Genomic DNA, 19,746 nt, shown 5'->3' with positions numbered 1-19,746 from the left:
GTTGGGCGAGTCTCACACGGAAGACACAAAGGAACTCGACGGCAGAGCAATTCGTTTCGCAGGCATCATCCATCATACAAGGAGAGGGCATATGGAAATGAACGGCGTGGGCTGGGTTGCAGCCATCATCATCGGCGGCCTGGCGGGATGGCTCGCCGAGATGGTCATGAAGAGCAATACCGGCATCCTCATGAACATCGTTCTCGGCATTGTCGGCGCAATCGTGTTGAATGCCATCTTGCAGGCCCTGAACATCGGCATCTTCGGCGTCGGCTGGATCGCCTATCTGATCACCGGCTTCATCGGTGCCTGCATTCTGATTGCGGTCGGACGACTGGTACGCCGCTAACCTCTGTCGGCACTTGCTATGCGAAAAAGGCCACCGCGGCATGCGTGATCGCGGCCTTTTTCTTTTCGCCGAAAAGTCCTAGATGACGTGGGTAGAGCGAGCGCTGGACAAGCGCTTGCCAATGAGCCGGGTTTCACATGGTCACCGTCCTCGACACGATTGCCAATGCGCCGCGCCTGCGGCATCCCGAAAAGGCGCACAAGCCGGATCAGGACGTACTGCGCAAGCCTGACTGGATCCGCGTCAAGGCGCCGATGTCGAAAGGCTATGCCGAGACGCGCGAAATCGTGAAGTCTCACAAACTGGTGACGGTTTGCGAAGAGGCGGGCTGCCCCAATATCGGCGAGTGCTGGGAGAAGAAGCACGCCACCTTCATGATCATGGGCGACATCTGCACGCGGGCCTGCGCCTTTTGCAATGTCGCCACCGGCATCCCGACCGCACTCGATCCCGACGAGCCGGCGCGTGTCGCGCATGCGGTCAAGCAAATGGGCTTGAGCCATGTCGTCATCACCTCCGTCGATCGCGACGATCTCGCCGATGGCGGGGCCCAGCATTTTGCCGATGTCATCCGTGCGATCAGGGCAGCAACCCCGTCGACGACAATCGAAATCCTGACGCCCGATTTCCTGCGCAAGGACGGTGCACTGGAGATCGTCGTGGCGGCCAAGCCGGACGTTTTCAACCATAATCTCGAGACCGTTCCGTCGAACTATCTGACTGTTCGGCCGGGTGCGCGCTATTTCCACTCGATCAGGCTCTTGCAGCGGGTCAAGGAACTCGATCCCTCGATCTTCACCAAGTCCGGTATCATGGTCGGCCTTGGCGAGGAGCGGAACGAAATCCTGCAGCTGATGGACGATTTGCGTTCGGCCAATGTCGACTTCATGACCATCGGCCAATATCTGCAGCCGTCGAAGAAGCACCATCCGGTGATCCGCTTCGTCACGCCGGAGGAATTCAAGTCCTTTGAGACGATCGGCAGGACCAAGGGCTTCCTGCTGGTAGCGTCGAGCCCGCTGACGCGCTCGTCGCACCATGCCGGGGACGACTTTGCTAGGTTGCGCGCGGCGCGCGAAGCGTTTCTCAGGAAGTCCGCCTAACACACTGGTTTCATGCCACAATTCGAAGCCCATAGCCGCGTTGCGCATACGCCGGAACAGATGTTCGCTCTGGTTGCCGATATCGAATCCTATCCGCAATTCCTGCCGCTTTGCGAGGCACTTACGGTTCGTTCGCGCAAGGAACGCAACGGACGCACCCTGCTCATCGCGGACATGAGCATCGGCTACAAGGCGATCCGCGAGACTTTCACCACGCAGGTGCTGCTGAAGCCTGACGAGAACGCCATCGACGTCAAATATATCGACGGCCCGTTCAAATATCTCAGCAATGTCTGGCGCTTCGACCCGGCGGACGGCGGCGGTTGCAACGTCTGCTTCTTTATCGACTACGAGTTTAAGAGCCGCATTCTGGGTGCGCTCATGGGAACCATGTTCGACCGCGCCTTCCGCATGTTCTCCGAGGCGTTCGAGAAACGTGCCGAAATCATCTACGGCGCGCCATCGGCAGCCTGATCCGCGGCGAGCGCGCGTAAACCCAGTTCAAGCGCACGTCGGACCGTCTCCCGGCGGATGAAATCACGGCCCTTGTCGGCGAACAGCTGGCATTCGCTGACTACCGGCCGGCCAGCCACGGCAACGCCGAACCAGACCAGGCCGACAGGTTTTTCCGCAGAGCCGCCGTCCGGACCGGCGATGCCAGTCACCGCCAGGGCGAGCCCGGCCGGCGAATGCGCCAAGGCTCCGGCCGCCATCTCCACCGCAGTCTCGCGCGAGACCGCGCCGTGCGCCTCGAGCGTAGCGGCCGAGACGCCGAGCATCTCGGTCTTGGCCTGGTTGGAATAGGTGATGAAGCCGCGATCGATCACCGCGGAAGAGCCGGCGATGTCGGTCAGCGCGGCGATGATCATGCCGCCGGTGCAGCTCTCCGCCGTCGCCAGCATGATGCCGCGCTGCTGGCAGGCCTGAAGCAGGGCATCTGCGAGATCGCTATTGCTCACTCGGGGACATCCCCTGGAAACACAACGCTGGCGGTCGCGATGGCCGCTATGCCTTCCTCACGGCCGACGAAGCCGAGCTTCTCATTGGTTGTCGCCTTGATCGAGATGCGATTGCGCGAAATTCGCAGCATTGCCGAAAGCGCTTCGGTCATTGCCTCGCGATGTGGGCCGACGCGCGGCGCCTCGCAGATCAGGGTGATGTCGGCGTTGGCAATGCGCCCGCCGCCCTCGCGCACCAGCTTCACCGCGTGTTCGACGAAGATGCGTGAAGCGGCCCCTTTCCACTGCGGGTCGGAGGGCGGGAAATGCGTGCCGATGTCACCGGCGCCGCAGGTGGCCAGCAGGGCGTCGGTCAAGGCATGGAGACCGACATCGGCATCCGAATGGCCGGATAACTTCCTGTCGTGTGGAATGGCGACGCCGCACAGGGTGACATGGTCGCCGGGCTCGAAGGCATGGACGTCATAGCCATTGCCGGTTCGGATGTCCGGAAAACGTGCCCCCCCGGAAAGCCGCTGATCCGCCATCGCAATATCCCTTGCCCAGGTCAGTTTGACATTGTCCGGCGAGCCGGGAACGATCTTCACCGGAATATGCGCCCATTCGGCGATTGCCGCATCGTCGGTAAAATCCGCCTTGCCCAGATGATGAGCCTTTTCGTGCGCGGCCAGGATCGGCCAGAACGGAAAGCCTTGTGGTGTTTGTGCGGCATGGAGCCCGGCCCTGGACACTGTTTCGCCGATCATGCCTTCGGCCGTTTCGCGCTTCAGCGTATCGGCAACGGGCAAAGCAGGCAGCGCTCCCTGGCGCTCTTCAATGGCGGCGATCGTACGGTCTATCAGTTCCGCATCGACAAACGGCCGAGCCGCATCATGGATCAGGACCCGGCCCGGCGCATGGCTTCTCAACGCCAGCAGTCCAAGCCGGACGGACTCCTGCCGTGACGTACCGCCGATCACCGCGACGACACGGTCGGCGTTCGCGCCGGCGGCGCGGCGGAAAAGCGCGTCGTCTTCGGCATGTATAGCAACGACGACAGCTCCAATTTTCGGATGCGTCAGAAAGGCGTCGAGCGTGCGTGCGATAACGGCGCCGCCGCCAATCTGCTGGTACTGCTTCGGCCCCTTGGCCTGTCCGGCGCGCGCGCCGCGGCCGGCGGCAACGATGACCACCGCGACCTTGTCGTCCGCAGCTTGCTTTTCGTTGACATCTCTCATGCCGAGACGCTTAGCGCATGATCCCGAAAAGTGGTATCGCTTTCGGAAGACCCAGGATTGATGCGGTGCGGCGATCCGTATTTTCCCAAATCCGCCTTAATATCACGACATTGCGCGTTGCACATTGCCATCATTCTGGCTAGAGAATGTGCAGCAACCGAAGGTGCTTGGTTTTTGTGCATGCCTGATGTGACCAAATTGGCTTCGCCGCTGGATGTGGGTGGCGTGAGAATCCGCAACCGCGTGTTTCTCGCGCCGATGTCGGGCATTACCGACGAACCGTTCCGGCAGCGCGCCCATGCGCATGGCGCCGGGCTGGTTGTTTCGGAAATGGTGGCGAGCGGTGAGCTTGCAAAGGGCAGGGCTGGTTCCGGCCTGCGCATCCGTCATTCCGGGCTGCCTGTCCACATGGTCCAGCTTGCCGGCCGCGAGGCGATGCACATGGCCGAGGGCGCGCGAATCGCGGTCGGCGAAGGCGCCGACATCATCGACATCAACATGGGCTGTCCGGCCAAAAAAGTGACGGGCGGCCATGCCGGTTCGGCACTGATGCGAGACCTCGACCACGCGCTGTCGCTGATCGAAGCGGTAGTCGGCGCGGTCGACGTGCCGGTCACGGTCAAAATGCGGCTCGGCTGGGACGAAGGCGCGCTCAACGCGCCGATGCTGGCGCGACGCGCCGAGCAGGCCGGGGTGATGATGGTGACGGTGCACGGCCGCACACGTTGCCAGTTCTATCAGGGCACGGCCGACTGGCGTGCCATCGCACGTGTCAAGCAGGCCGTCTCGATCCCGGTCGTTGCCAATGGCGATGTCGGCTCGCCGGCGGAGGCAGCGTCGATCCTCGACCAGTCCGGCGCCGACGCGGTGATGATCGGCCGCGCGCACTATGGCGCGCCTTGGACGGCCGGCAGCATTGTAGCGACCGCGCTGGCCGAGCCGGTATCTGGCATGCCGGCCAGCCCGCAAACGCTGTCCGATTACGTCATTGCCCATTACGAAGACATGCTGACGTTCTATGGCGTGGAAAGCGGATTGCGCCAGGCACGCAAGCATCTCGGCTGGTATCTCGACCGCCACGCCGCCACAAGCGATGACCGGCGCAAAGCCATACTCACGTCTTTCGAGCCTGGGCGTGTCATTGCGTTGCTGCGCGACATGTTTTCAACCGCTCCCGAAGCGGCGAACCTGCGGAGTGCGGCATGAACGCCACCGTCACACAGAGCACGGATATGGCGGACGCCGCGCATATTGTGCTCAATACCATTCGCCGGCCGGTGATCATGGTCGATCCGCAAGGTTTCATCACCTTCGCCAATGCCGATGCCGAGGATTTTTTCCGGTCGAGCGCCACGGTGCTCGCCCGCAACACGCTGCACAAGCTCATTCCTTTCGGCAGCCCGCTGCTGACGCTTGTCGACCAGGTGCGCGAGCGCCGGGCGCCGGTCAACGAATACCGGGTGGACGTGTCGTCGCCGCGGCTCGGCATCGAGAAGGTGGTCGATCTCTACGTCGCGCCTGTGACGGAATTTCCAGGCTCCGTCGTGGTAATGTTCCAGGAACGCTCAATGGCCGACAAGATCGACCGGCAGATGACGCATCGCGGTGCGGCGCGCTCGGTCACCGGCCTCGCCGCGATGCTTGCCCATGAGATCAAGAACCCGCTGTCCGGCATTCGTGGTGCGGCGCAGTTGCTAGAGCTGTCGGCGTCCGACGAGGATCGCGCACTGACCAGGCTGATCACCGACGAGACCGACCGCATTGTCTCGCTGGTCGACCGCATGGAGGTGTTTTCCGACGAGCGGCCGATCGACCGCTACCCTGTCAACATCCATGTCGTGCTCGACCATGTTAAGGCAATCGCCAAGAACGGTTTTGCCAAGAGGATCAAGATATTAGAGGATTATGATCCATCATTGCCTCCGGTCTTTGCCAATCGCGACCAGCTCATCCAAGTATTCCTCAATCTGGTAAAAAATGCCGCCGAGGCGATCGGCAGCGATCCGCAGGGCGAGATCATGCTGTCGACCGCCTTCCGCCCGGGCATCCGTGTTTCCGTGCCCGGAACGCAGGACCGCGTGTCGCTGCCATTGGAATTCTGCGTGCGCGACAACGGTTCGGGTGTCTCCGAAGATATCCTGCCGATCCTGTTCGATCCCTTCATCACCACCAAGCCGAACGGCTCCGGTCTCGGTCTGGCGCTGGTCGCAAAGATCGTCGGCGAGCATGGCGGCATCATTGAATGCGAATCGACGCCGCGCGGGACCACCTTCCGTATCCTGATGCCGGCGTGGAAAGAAACTCAGTTTGGCACCGACGACGACGGTGAAGGAGACCGCAAATGACCGTTCGCGGCAATATTCTCGTCGCCGACGACGATGCGGCCATCCGCACTGTCCTCAACCAGGCGCTTTCGCGCGTCGGTCACGACGTGCGCGTCACCTCCAATGCCTCGACGCTGTGGCGCTGGGTGGCGGCGGGCGAGGGCGATCTGGTCATCACCGACGTTGTCATGCCCGACGAGAACGCCTTCGACATGCTGCCGCGCATCAAGAAGGCGCGACCGGAACTGCCGGTCATCGTCATGAGTGCGCAGAACACGTTCATGACTGCGATCCGGGCCTCCGAAACCGGAGCCTATGAATATCTGCCGAAACCGTTCGACCTGACGGAGCTGCTCAACATCGTCAACCGCGCGCTTTCCGAGCCGCGGCGGCCCAAGATCGATACGCGTGCCGACGAGCCGCCTGAAACGATGCCGCTGGTCGGCCGCTCGGCGGCCATGCAGGACATCTACCGCATGCTGGCGCGCATGATGCAGACCGACCTGACGGTGATGATCTCGGGCGAATCGGGTACCGGCAAGGAACTGGTGGCGCGCGCGCTGCATGAATATGGCCGTCGTCGTGGTGGCCCCTTCGTCGCCATCAACATGGCGGCGATCCCACGCGACCTGATCGAATCGGAACTATTCGGGCACGAGAAGGGCGCCTTTACCGGCGCACAGAACCGCTCCACCGGCCGTTTCGAGCAGGCCGAAGGCGGCACGCTCTTCCTCGACGAGATCGGTGATATGCCGATGGAAGCGCAGACGCGGCTGCTGCGTGTGCTGCAGCAGGGCGAATACACCACGGTCGGCGGCCGCACGCCGATCAAGACCGACGTGCGCATCGTCGCTGCCACCAACAAGGACCTGCGCACACTGATCAATCAGGGGCTTTTCCGCGAGGACCTGTTCTACCGTTTGAACGTTGTGCCGCTCAGGCTGCCGGCGCTGCGCGAGCGCTCGGAGGACATTCCGGACCTCGTCCGCCACTTCTTCAAGCTCGGCGTCAGTGAAGGCTTGCAGACCAAGCGCATTTCCACCGGCGGCATCGAGCTGATGAAGCGCTACCCATGGCCCGGTAACGTGCGCGAACTCGAAAATCTCATCCGCAGACTGGCCGCACTGTATTCGCAGGACGAGATCTCAGCGGAGATCATCGAGGCGGAGTTGAAGACCGGCGAAAGGCCTGTCGTTCCAGGTGGCGGCAACCTCATTCCCGACGACCTTTCCATCGGCCAGGCGGTGGAGCATTTCCTGCAGCGCTATTTTGCCTCGTTTGCCGGCGACTTGCCGCCGGCCGGCCTTTATCAGCGAATCCTCTCCGAGGTCGAGTATCCCCTGGTCCTCGCCTCGATGACCGCAACGCGCGGTAACCAGATCAAGGCCGCCGAATTGCTCGGACTCAACCGCAACACGCTGCGCAAGAAGATTCGCGAACTCGGCGTCAACGTCTACAAATCGTCCAGGCAGGTCTAGACGAATCCCTTTACGAGCGCTTTCCAGGGGATCGATTGCCGAAAGATTTCCGTCTCGGCCACACTTGTTGCATAATCGCCACAATGCGTTGCATACATCCGACGCAATCACTGGCTCTAGACGGCGACATGGCCCTGCACGCACCGACACTGAGCAAATCGCTTTTCAGCAATACGGGCGCGCGAGACGGTCGCCGGCTGCTTGCGCTGCCGGGCGTGATCGCCGTTGCCGGTGCGCTGGTGACGGCGGCGATCTCCTTCGCCATTCTGGTCGGCGCGACGCCGATCACGCCCGACGCGAGGACGACGCTGGCGCTGATTGCGCTTAATGCGGCGTTCGTCCTGTTTCTGATCTTGCTGGTCGGCCGCGAGGTGCATCGCATCCTGATGGCACGACGGCATGGCAAGGCTGCGTCGCGCCTGCATGTGCGCATAGTGGCGATGTTTGCGCTAGTCGCCGCCATCCCCGCGATCATGGTGGCGATCATCGCGTCGATCACGCTCGACATCGGCCTCGACCGCTGGTTCGAGATCCGCACCAAGACGATCGTCAATTCGTCATTGTCGATCGCCGACGCCTATGTGCAGGAAAACGCGCGAAATCTTCAGGGCACGACGTTGTCGATGGCTTACGACCTCGACGCTTCGCGCACGCTTTACGGCCTCGATCGTACCGGTTTTCTCGACCTCATGAACAAGGAGGCGGTGGGACGCTCGCTGGCGCACGCAGCACTCATCAAGCCCGATGGTTCCTTCGTTATGAGCGCCAAGACCGACGCGGACTTTGCCATGCCGGAGCCGCCTGAGGGCGCCGTGGCAAGCGCTGCCGACGGCAAGCCGGTGCTGATAGAACCGCGCACCCGCAACATCATGGGTGCCATCGTCAAGCTGCGCGAGATCGACGGCCTCTATCTCTACACCATTCGCCTCGTCGATCCCGAGGTGATCAAGGCGCGGCAGATCGTCAAATCCAACACCGCCGAATATCGCGGTCTCGAAGACAATCGCCGCACCTCGCAAGTGGCTTTCGCGCTTCCCTATCTGTCGCTGACGCTGATCATCATCCTGTCCGCCATCTGGACCGGCATTGCGGTGGCCGACCGCCTGGTGCGGCCGATTCGTCAGCTCATCGGCGCGGCCGACGAGGTCGCTACCGGCAATCTCGATGTGGCCGTGCCAGTCCGCCCCTCCGACGGCGACGTCGCCTCGCTCGGCGACACCTTCAACAAGATGCTGATGGAGCTGAAATCGCAGCGCAACGAGATCCTGTCGGCCAAGGATTTGATCGACGAGCGGCGACGCTTTTCGGAGGCGGTGCTTGCCGGCGTCACCGCCGGGGTCATCGGCGTCGATCCATATGGCATCGTCACCATCGTCAACCGTTCGGCCGAAACGATGCTGGCCATATCCGCCACGGCAGCGCTTGGGCAGAACCTTTCCGCCGTGCTGCCGCATGTCGGCCGCGTCTTCGAGATCGGCCGCAAGTCGGGCAAGCCGGTCTATCGCGAACAGGTCACCTTCTATCGTGCCGGCACTGAACGGACCTTCAACGTGCAGATCACGATTGAAGCCGGCGACGACGGTTCGGAGGATAAATCCTACGTCGTGACAGTCGACGACATTACCGATCTGGTCCAGGCACAGCGTTCCTCCGCATGGGCCGACGTGGCGCGGCGCATTGCCCACGAGATCAAGAACCCGCTGACGCCGATCCAGCTTTCGGCCGAGCGCATCAAGCGCCGTTACGGCAAGGTCATCACCGAGGACCGTGAGGTTTTCGATCAATGCACCGACACCATCATCAGGCAAGTGGAGGACATCGGCCGCATGGTCGACGAGTTCTCGGCGTTCGCCCGCATGCCGAAACCGGAAATGAAGGCCATCGATCTGCGCGATTCCTTGCGCGAAGCCTCGTTCCTGGTCGAAGTGAGCCGCGCCGACATCACCTTCGAGCGCGTCTTCGGCAATGAGCCGCTCAAAGGCACATTCGACAGCCGGCTGATGGCGCAGGCGTTCGGCAACGTCATCAAGAATGCTGCCGAAGCCATCGACGGACTTGATGCAGAGGATCGTCCGCACGGCATAATCCGGATTCAAGCCGGGCGTCAGAATGGCGCGATTCGAATCGACGTCATCGACAACGGCAGGGGCTTGCCGCGCGAAAACCGGCAGCGCTTGCTCGAGCCTTACATGACGACACGCGAGAAAGGCACCGGGCTTGGCCTCGCTATCGTCAAGAAGATCGTGGAGGACCATGGCGGGCGACTCGAATTGCACGATGCACCAGCGGACTTCCACGATGGGCGGGGTGCAATGATCAGCATCATCCTGCCGGTTGCCGCCACCGTTCCGGTACGCGGCGAGGGCAAGACGGAACACGAAAAAGAAACTGAAAAGGTCGGTAATGGCGTCTGATATTCTCATCGTCGATGACGAGGAAGACATCCGCGAACTCGTCGCCGGTATCCTGAGCGACGAAGGTCACGAAACACGCACGGCGTTTGACGCCGACAGCGCGCTTGCGGCGGTTGCCGACCGGGCACCCAGGCTGGTCTTCCTCGACATCTGGCTGCAGGGCTCGCGGCTCGATGGCCTGGCCTTGCTGGACGAGATCAAGACGATGCACCCGAACCTGCCGGTGGTGATGATCTCGGGCCACGGCAATATCGAAACGGCAGTCTCGGCCATCCGCCGCGGCGCCTATGATTTCATCGAAAAGCCATTCAAGGCCGACAGGCTGATCCTCATTGCCGAACGGGCGCTCGAAACCTCCAAATTGAGACGCGAGGTTTCGGATCTCAAGCTGCGCAGCGGCGAGACTTTCGACCTCATCGGCATGTCGTCGGCAATGAGCCAATTGCGCCAGACCATCGAGCGCGTCGCGCCGACCAACAGCCGCGTCATGATCATTGGCCCCTCCGGCTCGGGCAAAGAACTGGCGGCGCGCGCCATCCACGCACTGTCGGCGCGCAAGAGTGCACCGTTTGTGACGCTGAGCGCCGCCAACATCACGCCTGAGCGTATGGAGATCGAGTTGTTCGGCACCGAATCGAACGGCGTCGAACGCAAGGTCGGCGCGCTGGAGGAAGCCCATCGCGGCATTCTCTACATTGATGAAGTGGCCGACATGCCGCGCGAGACGCAAAACAAGATCCTGCGCGTGCTGGTCGAACAGCAGTTCGAGCGGGTAGGGGGCACCAAGCGGGTCAAGGTCGACGTGCGCATCGTCTCGTCGACCTCGCAGAACCTGGAAGCCATGATCGCCGACGGCCGTTTCCGTGAGGACCTTTATCATCGCCTGGCCGTGGTTCCGGTCATGGTGCCGGGACTGGCCGAGCGTCGCGAGGACATTCCCTATCTGGTCGACAATTTCATGAAGCAGATCGCTCGCCAGGCCGGCATCAAGCCGCGCCGCATCGGCGACGACGCGCTGGCGGTGCTGCAGGCGCATAACTGGCCGGGCAACGTTCGCCAGTTGCGCAACAATGTCGAGCGGCTGATGATCCTGGCGCGCGGCGACGATGTCGATGCGCCGATCACCGCCGATCTCCTGCCTGCCGAGATCGGCGACGTCATGCCGCGCACTCCAAACAAATCCGATCAGCACATAATGGCGCTGCCGCTGCGGGAAGCGCGCGAACAATTCGAGAAGGACTATCTGATCGCCCAGATCAACCGTTTTGGCGGCAACATCTCGAAGACGGCAGAGTTTATCGGCATGGAACGCTCTGCATTGCACCGCAAGCTGAAGTCGCTGGGCGTCTGACAGCCAAACCAGTCGTGGCCCACGCAATTATCGGTTACGGCGGTCTTGGAATCGCATAAGAAAGCTGGACTTCTCTCAGGGATTAGCCATGCCGCGCATTGCCTATGTGAACGGGCGCTACGTCGCTCACGCCGAAGCTTCCGTGCATATCGAGGACCGTGGCTATCAATTCGCCGACGGCGTCTACGAGGTCTGCGAGGTGGCACGAGGCTTCATCGTCGACATGCCGCGCCATCTCGCCCGATTGAACCGCTCACTTGCCGAACTCTCGATCGATTGGCCGATCACGCGCGGCGTGCTGCCGCTCGTCATGCGCGAGGTGGTGCGCCGCAACCATGTCGTCGACGGCCTGGTCTATGTCCAGGTGACACGCGGCGTCGCCAGCCGCGAGTTTTTCTTCCCGCCGGCGGACACGAAGCCGTCGCTGGTGGTGACCGCCAAAAAAGCCGATCCTGCAGCTGCCGCGAAGCGGGCCGAGAGCGGGATCCGGGTTATCACAGTGCCGGAGAACCGGTGGGATCGGGTCGATATCAAGTCGGTCGGCCTGCTGCCGAACGTGCTGGCCAAGCAGAAAGCCAAGGAAGCCGGCGCTCAGGAGGCCTGGTTCGTCGATGTCGACGGCACCGTCAAGGAAGGTGGATCGTCGAACGCCTGGATCATCACCGGGGATGGCGTGCTGGTGACGCGGCCGGCCGAGCACGGCATCCTGCGCGGCATCACCCGTACGACGCTGTTCGACGTGGCCGCCAAGCTCGGCCTGAAGATCGAGGAGCGCGGTTTTTCGGTGGCTGAAGCCAAGGCCGCGCGCGAGGTTTTCATCAGCTCCGCGACCACGATTGCCATGCCGGTGGTGGCGATCGATGGCACTCCCGTCGCCAACGGCCACCCGGGCTCGATAACAGTTTCATTACGGCAGGCCTTTTTTGACGTTGCGGAAAAAAGTCCAGCCTGATAACCGCACAGATGGAATGAACATCAATATATCTCGTTCTGCTTGTCGTTACTGACGGCAAGATGGTGTTTGCGTGCTTGACATGTGCCGGCTAATTTGGCGCATTGGCCTGCAAACCGAAGGGGATCGGCGAAAGACAAGAACAATGGCGGAACGATCGCAAAATCTTCAGGACCTGTTCCTGAATTCAGTTCGCAAGAGCAAAAATCCACTCACCATCTTTCTCATCAACGGCGTGAAGCTGACCGGCGTGGTCACTTCGTTCGACAATTTCTGCGTTCTGCTGCGTCGCGACGGCCATTCCCAGCTTGTCTACAAGCACGCTATTTCCACGATCATGCCGAGCCAGCCGGTTCAGATGTTCGATGGTGAGGAAAGCCAGGGCGCCTGATTGGCACGTGAGAAAGACGCGGACCGCAGCGTTCGCGGAAAACCAGCACATCAGACCGGGACAGAGGCCAACGGCCCGACCCGGGCGGTGGTTATCGTGCCGGTGCTTACCCGGCAGCCGCGTGGCGACGACGACACCAACCGCCCCCGCCTGAGCCGTTCCGCCGAGGCTCGTCGCGACGAGGCCGTCGGCCTCGCCAGCGCAATCGACCTCGACCTGGTCCACACGGCGGTGGTGACCGTCAACGATCCACGCCCGGCGACCTTGCTCGGCAGCGGCAAGGTGGCGGAGTTCGCTGAGATCGTCAAAGAGGGCCACGCGGAAGTGGTCATTGTCGATCATCCGCTGACCCCGGTACAGCAGCGCAACCTCGAAAAAGAGTTGAACGCCAAGGTGCTCGACCGCACCGGGCTGATCCTGGAGATTTTCGGCGAGCGCGCCCGCACCAAGGAAGGCACGCTGCAGGTCGATCTTGCCCATCTCAACTACCAGAAAGGCCGCCTTGTGCGGAGCTGGACCCACCTCGAGCGCCAGCGTGGCGGCGCCGGCTTTCTCGGCGGCCCTGGCGAGACCCAGATCGAGTCGGATCGGCGTGTGCTGCAGGACAAGATCACCAAGCTGAAGCACGAGCTCGAAACTGTGCGCCGCACCCGCGACCTGCACCGCGCCAAGCGCAAGAAGGTGCCATTTCCGGTGATGGCGATCGTCGGCTACACCAATGCCGGCAAGTCGACTCTGTTCAACCGGCTGACCGGAGCAGGGGTGCTGGCCGAAGACATGCTGTTTGCCACGCTCGACCCGACGCTGCGCCGCGTGCGCCTGCCGCACGGCACGCCGATCATCCTTTCCGATACGGTCGGCTTCATTTCCGACCTGCCAACGCATCTGGTCGCGGCCTTCAGGGCGACGCTGGAGGAAGTGGTCGAGGCAGACCTCGTCATTCATCTGCGCGACATCTCCGATCCCGATACGGCCGCGCAGGCCGAAGATGTCGAGCGCATCCTTGCCGATCTCGGCGTCGATGCCCGCGATAGCAAGCGCGTCATCGAAGTATGGAACAAGATCGACCGGCTCGACGAGGGCAACCGGGCGCGGCTGCTTGCCGATGGTGCTGACGGCAAGAAGGCACCGCCGATCGCCATATCGGCGGTAACCGGCGAGGGCATCGATGCGCTGAAGGCGATCATCGAGACGATGATGTCGGGCGAACTGGAGACGTTCACCGTCACACTCAAGCCCGACCAACTCGGCGTCGTCGACTGGCTTTACCGCAACGGCGACATCATCTCGCGCGACGACAATGAGGATGGCAGCGTAACCGTCGCGCTCAAGGCTACACACAGCGCTCGGCAAGAGATCGAAAGCCGATTGCGCCGTCAAAACAACGGGTAGAGGCGTTTACTTCGCGCTTTTTGCCTGCTGCCAGAGCGCTTCCATCTCGTCCAGCGTCGCCTCTTCGAGGCTGTTTCCCGACGCTTGCAGCGTCCGCTCGACATAGTGGAAGCGCGACCGGAATTTTTCGTTGGTGCCGCTGAGTGCCGCTTCGGAATCAATTTTGAGGTGCCGGCCGAGATTGACGACCGCAAACAGCATGTCGCCGAACTCGTCCTCGATCGGCGCAGTGTCGCCTTTGGCCAGCGCCTCGCGTAGTTCGCCGATCTCCTCCTCGATCTTGTCGAGGATCGGCGCCGCCTCGCTCCAGTCGAAGCCGACGCGGGCGGCCTTTTCCTGCAGCTTGAGCGCCCGGGTCAGCGCGGGCAGGGCGACCGGCACACTGTCGAGAAAGCCCTTGCCATGGTCTTCCGGGTCGAGCCCACGGGCGAGGCGCGCACTGCGCTTCTCCGCCTTTTCCTCTGCCTTGATCTTTTCCCACATGCCCTTGGCCATGCCGGCGCTGCGCGCCTTGTCGTCGCCGAAGACATGGGGGTGGCGGCGGATCATTTTTGTGGTGATGGCCAGGACCACATCGCCGAATGAAAATTCGCCGGCCTCCTCGGCCATTTGCGCGTGGTAGACCACTTGCAGCAGGAGATCGCCGAGTTCATCCCGCAGATCGTCCAGATCGCCGCGCGCAATGGCGTCCGCCACTTCGTAGGCTTCCTCGATCGTGTACGGCGCGATTGTCGAAAAGTCCTGCTCGATATCCCACGGGCAGCCGGTTTCCGGCGCCCGCAGCGCGGCCATGATCTCGATCAGCCGGGAAATGTCTTTCGAGGGTTTCATCAGGCGAACGCTATCCTGTACCCGGCCGCGCGGCCAACGGCTTCAGCCGGCGAGGGCGTCTTGTCCACAGATGGGCGGCCAGACCATGATCCGAAAGTGGAAGCCGGTTTCCGGAAAAGATACTAACTAGCAAAAAGTATCAGTCGAGCACGGAGACTATCGCCTTGGCGAGCGCATCCATGCCGTCCTCGGGCAGGCCGGCAACGTTGATGCGGCTGTCGCCGACCATGTAGATGGCATGCTCGGCGCGCAGCCGCTCGACTTGCGCTTCCGACAGGCCAAGCCGGGAAAACATGCCGCGATGGCTGGCGACGAAATCGAAACGGTCGGAGTTGGACTGCCGCCGCAGCGCCTCGGCGAACTGGACGCGCAGCCGTAGCATGCGCAGCCGCATCTCTTCAAGCTCTGCCTCCCAGTCGGAACGCAATGCGGGGTCTTCAAGCACGATGCGCACCGCCGCCGCGCCGTGGTCCGGCGGCATCGAATACATGGCGCGCGCCGCCGACAGCATCTGGCCCATCGCCAAATCCGCCTGCGCGCCACCTTTCGCCATGATCAGCGCTGCACCGACTCGGTCGCGATAGACGGAAAAGTTCTTCGAGCAGCTGGAGGCAACGACCATTTCCGGAACTTTTGCCGCCAGAAGGCGCAAGCCGGCGGCATCCGCATCAAGTCCCTCGCCAAAGCCCTGATAGGCGATGTCGACAAAGGGCAGCAGGCCGCGCTCAACGACAAGATCGGCAATGGCAGCCCATTGCGAGATGTCTAGATTGGCGCCTGTCGGGTTATGGCAACAGCCATGCAACAATACGACGTCGCCAGGATTGGCGGTTCTCAATGCATTCAGCATGTCGTCGAAGCGAACCGCACCAGAAGCAGCGTCGAAATAGGGATATTCGCGTGTCTGCAGGCCAGCGGCGCGCATCACCGGCATGTGGTTCGGCCATGTCGGATCCGACAGCCAGACCATCGCGTCGGTGCGGGTCCTTTTCAGCAGCTCTGCTACCAGCCGCAGCGCGCCGGAGCCGCCTGGCGCCTGCGCCGCACGAATGCGCGTCAGGTCGGGGGCTGGGCCGAACACCAACCTGGCCATCGCCGCGTTGAAGGCGGTATCGCCGGCAAGGCCGAGATAGGTCTTGGTATCCTGGCCCTGCAGCAGCCGCTTTTCGGCTTCGCGCACCGCGCGCATCACCGGCGTCTTGCCGTCGCGATCCCTATAAACGCCGACACCAAGATCGACCTTGTCGGGACGCGGGTCGGCGCGATAGAGACCGATCAAGGCCAGGATCTTGTCGGCAGGCGCGGGCTGGAGATTTTCGAACATCGATAAGGTTCCGTTGGCGGCGGAGTGATACGCAAACCGGCCGTACTTTGCCAGCAGTTTCATATGCGCCAACTCGGCGCCGGTTTGCCTCGAGGGCGGCCGATACTATCTGGCGGGCGAGAGCGGGCCCGATATCTCCCAGGACGAGAACGCGGCGAGCCGTAAGAAAATTTCGGGGAGAGCGGGATTAACATCCCGACCTGCTCCGTAAACAGGACATGAAACGGCCGATGCCACGCTTCGATATTCTGGGACAGCTCGGTTCGCTGCGCCGCTATGCACGCTCGCTGACGCGCGACAGCGCCGATGCAGAGGATCTGGTGCATGATGCGCTGGTGCGTGCCTATGAGCGACGCGGCAGCTTCCGCTCCGGCGGAAATCTTCGCGTATGGCTGCTGTCGATCGTCCATAATGCATTCATCGACGGTCTGCGGTCCCGCAAATCCGAAGCAATGCGCATCGAACAGGCCGGCTATCTCGCCGAGGCGAATGTCCAGGCTCCGCAGGAACATTCGGTCCGTCTGGCGCAGGTGCGCGAAGCGTTTTTCGAATTGCCGGAGGAGCAGCGTTCGGCGTTGCATCTCGTCGCCATCGAGGGGCTTAGCTACAGCCAGGCCGCTGAGGTGAGTGGCGTGCCGCTTGGCACGCTGATGTCGCGCATCGGCAGGGCGCGTGCGGCCCTGCGCGAGATGGAGGACGCGGTGCCGGCACGCGCGAAAGGCCATCTGAAGATCGTCGGAGGTGGATCATGAACCAACTGCGCGATCCCGTGACCGACGCCGATCTCGACGCCTATGTCGACGATCAGCTGGACGTGGCTCGTCGCATCGAGGTCGAGGCGTTCCTTTCGGCCCGCCCGGACGCGGCCGCGCGGGTGATGTCCGACTTACGGATGCGTGACGAATTGCGCGTGGCGCTTGCCGGATCGAAAGGCATGGCGCGGCCCGCGACGGCCGATGCTGCACGGCGGCTGGAGCGGGGATTGGCGCGCGGCCGCGTCCTTGGTGCTTTGCAGCGAGCTGCGGCAGTCGCTGTCTTCGTCGCTGCCGGCTGGCTTGCGAACGGGCTCATCGGACCGATATCGGTGACGGAAGTCGTCGCTTCGACCCATCCGCCGGCCTATGTGGAGGACGCGGTCCGGGCGCACCGCACGACGCTCGTGCGCGAGGCGATGTCGTCGCAACCCGAAGCACCCGGCTACAATGCCGACGAAATCCGCGCCGCGACGGCGATCGTGATGCCATCGCTGCCAGCGGACTGGACGGTCCGTGACGTGCAGATCTATCCATCGCAATTCGGACCGAGCGTCGAGATGGCTGTCGAGACGAAAGAGATGGGGCTGGTCTCGTTGTTCGCGATCAGGCCCGGAACATTCGACGTCGTCAAGCCGACCGTCGTTCCCTCGGGCGAAGTTTCCTCGGCTTATTTCCAGATCGGCGAGGTCGCCTACGCGGTCGTCGGACGCAGCGATGTCGGCGGTCTCGATCGCACGGCCGAAGCCCTCGCCAAAACGCTTTACTGATCGACCTGCAAGAAGGAGAACCACATGAACAATCTCGGATATATCGGGGCCGAAGCCCGAGCCGGAGCCGTCTACAATGAAGGCCTGCGCCGGCACATGCTGCGCGTCTATAACTATATGGGCCTTGGCCTCGTCGTTACGGGCGTGATCGCGTTCGTGGTGGCTTCCACGCCCGCTCTTTACGTGCCGATCTTCTCCACACCGCTGAAATGGGTGGTGATGCTGGCCCCGCTGGCCTTTGTGGTCTTGTTCTCGTTTCGGATGCAGGCGATGTCGGCAGCCGGCGCCCAGGCGATGTTCTGGGCATTCTGCGCGGTCATGGGCCTGTCGCTGGCTTCCGTGTTCCTGGTCTTTACCGGCACCAGCATCGCACGCACCTTCTTCGTCGCCGCCACCATGTTCGGCGCGACCAGCCTTTACGGGTACACGACCAAACGCGACCTGACGCAGTTTTCGTCGTTCCTGATCATGGGCCTGATCGGCGTGGTGATCGCCAGCATCGTCAATATCTTCCTGGGCTCGACCGCGCTCCAATTCGCGATCTCTGTGATCGGCATCGCCGTCTTCATCGGCCTCACCGCCTGGGATACCCAGACGATCAAGGAGCAGTATGCAGAAAACTTCGGCGCGGAATCACAGCAGAAACTCGCTGTCTTCGGTGCATTCTCGCTCTATCTGAACTTCATCAACATCTTCCAACTGCTGTTGAACTTCACCGGCGAGCGCGAATAGCCGGCGTTGAACCAGGACCGGAGTTGGACATCATGGACAGAAACGATCAGCAAGCGATCGGACAGCTCTTCGAGAAGTTGGCAAGCGCCGAGCGCCAGGCGCCGCCGCGCGATGCCGAAGCAGAGCGCTTCATCCAGGACCAGATCACCCAGCAGCCTGGGGCGCCATATTACATGGCCCAGACGATCGTGGTGCAGGAGCAGGCCCTGAACGCAGCTCAGGCGCGCATAGAAGAACTGGAGGAGCAGGCGCGGCAGCCGGCCGGCGGTGGACCGCTCAGCGGCTTCTTCGGCCGCAGCGGCGGCAGGCGCTCAGGCTCGGTTCCGCGGGTAGGGCGCACCGCCTCCGTTGCAACTGAAGGGCCGCAGGACACGCCACAGCGGGCAGGCGGCGGTTTTCTTGCCGGCGCCGCGCAGACCGCGATGGGCGTGGCGGGCGGCGTGCTGCTCGGCAACGCGATCGCCGGCGTGTTTGGCGGCAGCGAAGCGAAGGCAGCTGAACAGCCGACGCCGCAGCCGGACGAAGCCGATCAGGCAGGCGATTCCAGCTCCGATAATGGCGGTGACTTCGGTGATATGGAGTTCTGACGAGCGACCCAGCCTGTGCCTGTGCTGGCGCTGGTGACGATTGCGGGTCAGCATAGGCGAGGTGGCGAGGGCAACATCCGGGAAGCGAGCCCTCGCCGGCGGCTAATAGCCCAGGCGCTTCAGTTCAGCCTTGACCGCCGCGATCGTCTTGAAGCGGAAGTGCTTCGTTGTGCCGTCGCGCCAATGGCAGTCGCATGTGGCGTCGAACTTCCGGCTCGCTTTCAATTGAGTCAGCGCCTTCTGGCCTGGCTTAGGGCCATCGAAGATGCGAACTTCGTAGAGCGTCCCTTCGACATCGTAGTGCATCTGAGCCCAGGAAAGTATCACGATCAGTTCCTTCGCCGGGTCGTGGTCGGCGTTGGCGAGGCCGAGCGCTATGTCCGGTGTGTCGCCCTCTTGTTCACCGATTGTGACCTGGATTGCGCGATATCTATTGTCAGCTAGCCGTTGCAGCGCGACGAGCGGGCGTTCCGGATAGTCCTCAGCGGTCTGGTAATCGACGAAGAGTGTCTGGAGGCCGTTCCAGCTCACTACTGCGGTGTGCGGATCAGCATTGTCGGCGAACCCAACAACACGTTTGGCGAAAGCCAGGTCGTTCTCGCCTGGCGCACGATCAAAGTCCTGCGCTCGCGCGCCAGTGAGGGCGCAGGCGAGGGTGAGGGCAAGACTTGCAAGCAGCGGAAGCGTTTTCATGATTCGCAACCCTAGCATGCCCGTTGCCGCTGTTGCGAATGTCTAAGAGTGACCGGCCTGATCTCGCCGCCAACGGATGCTATAGGCGTAGTCGCATAAGATAGATTATGGAACTAGTTGGCCGATT

At 62.3% G+C, this 19,746-nt stretch carries 20 protein-coding genes; 15 read left to right on the top strand and 5 right to left on the bottom strand.

The features are described from left to right. The first annotated feature begins 91 nt into the window (after positions 1-91). The 3 genes from NKI29_RS03170 (at position 92) to NKI29_RS03160 (ending at position 1,926) form a co-directional block, all read left to right on the top strand. Positions 92-349 carry a GlsB/YeaQ/YmgE family stress response membrane protein gene (locus NKI29_RS03170; RefSeq protein WP_023675081.1) on the top strand — a complete coding sequence of 86 codons (258 nt, stop codon included), beginning with the start codon at positions 92-94 and terminating at the stop codon, positions 347-349. Positions 350-486: 137 nt separating this feature from the next. Then, positions 487-1,452 carry a lipoyl synthase gene (gene lipA, locus NKI29_RS03165; protein WP_023675080.1) on the top strand — a complete coding sequence of 322 codons (966 nt, stop codon included), beginning with the start codon at positions 487-489 and terminating at the stop codon, positions 1,450-1,452. A gap of 12 nt (positions 1,453-1,464) precedes the next feature. Next, a complete protein-coding gene (locus NKI29_RS03160) occupies positions 1,465-1,926 on the top strand; it encodes a type II toxin-antitoxin system RatA family toxin (RefSeq protein ID WP_023675079.1) in 462 nt (153 codons plus the stop codon). Here the strand turns inward: NKI29_RS03160 and NKI29_RS03155 are convergent. Next, entirely contained in the window at positions 1,902-2,411 is a 510-nt protein-coding gene (locus tag NKI29_RS03155) for a CinA family protein (protein ID WP_352568605.1), read from the bottom strand. The two genes, NKI29_RS03160 and NKI29_RS03155, sit on opposite strands and share 25 nt — an antisense overlap. Then, complete coding sequence (locus tag NKI29_RS03150; protein WP_352568606.1) at positions 2,408-3,628, bottom strand: bifunctional 2-C-methyl-D-erythritol 4-phosphate cytidylyltransferase/2-C-methyl-D-erythritol 2,4-cyclodiphosphate synthase; 1,221 nt, start codon at positions 3,626-3,628, stop codon at positions 2,408-2,410. Before NKI29_RS03150 ends, NKI29_RS03155 begins: the two co-directional genes overlap by 4 nt. Before the next feature lie 180 nt (positions 3,629-3,808). Between NKI29_RS03150 and dusB the strand changes: the two genes are divergently transcribed. The 8 genes from dusB (at position 3,809) to hflX (ending at position 13,930) form a co-directional block, all read left to right on the top strand. Beyond that, complete coding sequence (gene dusB, locus NKI29_RS03145; protein WP_352795545.1) at positions 3,809-4,834, top strand: tRNA dihydrouridine synthase DusB; 1,026 nt, start codon at positions 3,809-3,811, stop codon at positions 4,832-4,834. Continuing rightward, entirely contained in the window at positions 4,831-5,973 is a 1,143-nt protein-coding gene (locus tag NKI29_RS03140) for a two-component system sensor histidine kinase NtrB (protein WP_352568608.1), read from the top strand. Before dusB ends, NKI29_RS03140 begins: the two co-directional genes overlap by 4 nt. Continuing rightward, positions 5,970-7,430, top strand: coding sequence for a nitrogen regulation protein NR(I) (ntrC, locus tag NKI29_RS03135; protein WP_254817199.1), 1,461 nt, complete (start codon positions 5,970-5,972; stop codon positions 7,428-7,430). Before NKI29_RS03140 ends, ntrC begins: the two co-directional genes overlap by 4 nt. Before the next feature lie 128 nt (positions 7,431-7,558). Further along, complete coding sequence (locus NKI29_RS03130) at positions 7,559-9,844, top strand: sensor histidine kinase NtrY-like (RefSeq protein WP_352502927.1); 2,286 nt, start codon at positions 7,559-7,561, stop codon at positions 9,842-9,844. Continuing rightward, positions 9,834-11,195 carry a nitrogen assimilation response regulator NtrX gene (ntrX, locus tag NKI29_RS03125; RefSeq protein WP_023675072.1) on the top strand — a complete coding sequence of 454 codons (1,362 nt, stop codon included), beginning with the start codon at positions 9,834-9,836 and terminating at the stop codon, positions 11,193-11,195. Before NKI29_RS03130 ends, ntrX begins: the two co-directional genes overlap by 11 nt. An 88-nt stretch (positions 11,196-11,283) precedes the next feature. Further along, a complete protein-coding gene (locus tag NKI29_RS03120; protein ID WP_352568610.1) occupies positions 11,284-12,147 on the top strand; it encodes a D-amino-acid transaminase in 864 nt (287 codons plus the stop codon). Between the two features lie 145 nt (positions 12,148-12,292). Continuing rightward, on the top strand, positions 12,293-12,538 hold the full coding sequence (hfq, locus tag NKI29_RS03115; RefSeq protein ID WP_006202172.1) for an RNA chaperone Hfq: 246 nt from the start codon (positions 12,293-12,295) through the stop codon (positions 12,536-12,538). Then, on the top strand, positions 12,539-13,930 hold the full coding sequence (hflX, locus tag NKI29_RS03110; protein ID WP_352568611.1) for a GTPase HflX: 1,392 nt from the start codon (positions 12,539-12,541) through the stop codon (positions 13,928-13,930). A 6-nt stretch (positions 13,931-13,936) separates the two neighbouring features. Here hflX and mazG read toward each other — a convergent pair whose 3' ends face one another. Both mazG and NKI29_RS03100 read right to left on the bottom strand, forming a co-directional pair. Continuing rightward, the gene (mazG, locus tag NKI29_RS03105; RefSeq protein WP_352568612.1) at positions 13,937-14,761 is read right to left on the bottom strand and encodes a nucleoside triphosphate pyrophosphohydrolase; all 825 of its coding nucleotides are present in this window, start codon (positions 14,759-14,761) and stop codon (positions 13,937-13,939) included. Positions 14,762-14,900: 139 nt separating this feature from the next. After that, positions 14,901-16,085, bottom strand: a complete 1,185-nt coding sequence (locus NKI29_RS03100) for an amino acid aminotransferase (protein ID WP_352568613.1) — start codon at positions 16,083-16,085, stop codon at positions 14,901-14,903. Positions 16,086-16,303: 218 nt separating this feature from the next. Here NKI29_RS03100 and NKI29_RS03095 point away from each other — a divergent pair, with 218 nt between their 5' ends. From NKI29_RS03095 to NKI29_RS03080, 4 genes are read left to right on the top strand one after another with little or no spacing between them, the layout of a single operon-like run. Beyond that, entirely contained in the window at positions 16,304-16,837 is a 534-nt protein-coding gene (locus tag NKI29_RS03095) for a sigma-70 family RNA polymerase sigma factor (protein ID WP_502896622.1), read from the top strand. Beyond that, positions 16,834-17,607: an anti-sigma factor family protein gene (locus NKI29_RS03090; protein WP_352448928.1), complete on the top strand. Its 774-nt coding sequence runs from the start codon at positions 16,834-16,836 to the stop codon at positions 17,605-17,607. Before NKI29_RS03095 ends, NKI29_RS03090 begins: the two co-directional genes overlap by 4 nt. A 24-nt stretch (positions 17,608-17,631) precedes the next feature. Further along, complete coding sequence (locus NKI29_RS03085; protein ID WP_352568614.1) at positions 17,632-18,339, top strand: Bax inhibitor-1/YccA family protein; 708 nt, start codon at positions 17,632-17,634, stop codon at positions 18,337-18,339. A gap of 32 nt (positions 18,340-18,371) precedes the next feature. Beyond that, complete coding sequence (locus tag NKI29_RS03080) at positions 18,372-18,926, top strand: DUF2076 domain-containing protein (protein WP_352754737.1); 555 nt, start codon at positions 18,372-18,374, stop codon at positions 18,924-18,926. Positions 18,927-19,028: 102 nt separating this feature from the next. On the opposite strand, the gene NKI29_RS03075 is transcribed toward NKI29_RS03080, so the two are convergent. Further along, positions 19,029-19,619: a hypothetical protein gene (locus NKI29_RS03075; RefSeq protein ID WP_352754740.1), complete on the bottom strand. Its 591-nt coding sequence runs from the start codon at positions 19,617-19,619 to the stop codon at positions 19,029-19,031. Between the last annotated feature and the right edge of the window lie 127 nt (positions 19,620-19,746).

The sequence above is a fragment of the Mesorhizobium sp. M0678 genome (assembly GCF_040320505.1).
GTDB lineage: Bacteria > Pseudomonadota > Alphaproteobacteria > Rhizobiales > Rhizobiaceae > Mesorhizobium.
The sequence above is the reverse complement of the archived record's forward strand: the minus strand, read 5'-3'. Positions and strand labels throughout refer to the sequence as shown.

What these genes read in the sequence shown, in the direction of transcription:
- NKI29_RS03170 (WP_023675081.1), top strand. Translation starts at nt 92, where the DNA reads ATGGAAATGAACGGCGTGGGCTGGGTTGCAGCCATCATCATCGGCGGC.
- lipA (WP_023675080.1), top strand. Translation starts at nt 487, where the DNA reads ATGGTCACCGTCCTCGACACGATTGCCAATGCGCCGCGCCTGCGGCAT.
- NKI29_RS03160 (WP_023675079.1), top strand. Translation starts at nt 1,465, where the DNA reads ATGCCACAATTCGAAGCCCATAGCCGCGTTGCGCATACGCCGGAACAG.
- NKI29_RS03150 (WP_352568606.1), bottom strand. Translation starts at nt 3,628, where the DNA reads ATGAGAGATGTCAACGAAAAGCAAGCTGCGGACGACAAGGTCGCGGTG.
- dusB (WP_352795545.1), top strand. Translation starts at nt 3,809, where the DNA reads ATGCCTGATGTGACCAAATTGGCTTCGCCGCTGGATGTGGGTGGCGTG.
- NKI29_RS03140 (WP_352568608.1), top strand. Translation starts at nt 4,831, where the DNA reads ATGAACGCCACCGTCACACAGAGCACGGATATGGCGGACGCCGCGCAT.
- ntrC (WP_254817199.1), top strand. Translation starts at nt 5,970, where the DNA reads ATGACCGTTCGCGGCAATATTCTCGTCGCCGACGACGATGCGGCCATC.
- NKI29_RS03130 (WP_352502927.1), top strand. Translation starts at nt 7,559, where the DNA reads ATGGCCCTGCACGCACCGACACTGAGCAAATCGCTTTTCAGCAATACG.
- ntrX (WP_023675072.1), top strand. Translation starts at nt 9,834, where the DNA reads ATGGCGTCTGATATTCTCATCGTCGATGACGAGGAAGACATCCGCGAA.
- NKI29_RS03120 (WP_352568610.1), top strand. Translation starts at nt 11,284, where the DNA reads ATGCCGCGCATTGCCTATGTGAACGGGCGCTACGTCGCTCACGCCGAA.
- hfq (WP_006202172.1), top strand. Translation starts at nt 12,293, where the DNA reads ATGGCGGAACGATCGCAAAATCTTCAGGACCTGTTCCTGAATTCAGTT.
- mazG (WP_352568612.1), bottom strand. Translation starts at nt 14,761, where the DNA reads ATGAAACCCTCGAAAGACATTTCCCGGCTGATCGAGATCATGGCCGCG.
- NKI29_RS03100 (WP_352568613.1), bottom strand. Translation starts at nt 16,085, where the DNA reads ATGTTCGAAAATCTCCAGCCCGCGCCTGCCGACAAGATCCTGGCCTTG.
- NKI29_RS03095 (WP_502896622.1), top strand. Translation starts at nt 16,304, where the DNA reads ATGAAACGGCCGATGCCACGCTTCGATATTCTGGGACAGCTCGGTTCG.
- NKI29_RS03090 (WP_352448928.1), top strand. Translation starts at nt 16,834, where the DNA reads ATGAACCAACTGCGCGATCCCGTGACCGACGCCGATCTCGACGCCTAT.
- NKI29_RS03085 (WP_352568614.1), top strand. Translation starts at nt 17,632, where the DNA reads ATGAACAATCTCGGATATATCGGGGCCGAAGCCCGAGCCGGAGCCGTC.
- NKI29_RS03080 (WP_352754737.1), top strand. Translation starts at nt 18,372, where the DNA reads ATGGACAGAAACGATCAGCAAGCGATCGGACAGCTCTTCGAGAAGTTG.
- NKI29_RS03075 (WP_352754740.1), bottom strand. Translation starts at nt 19,619, where the DNA reads ATGAAAACGCTTCCGCTGCTTGCAAGTCTTGCCCTCACCCTCGCCTGC.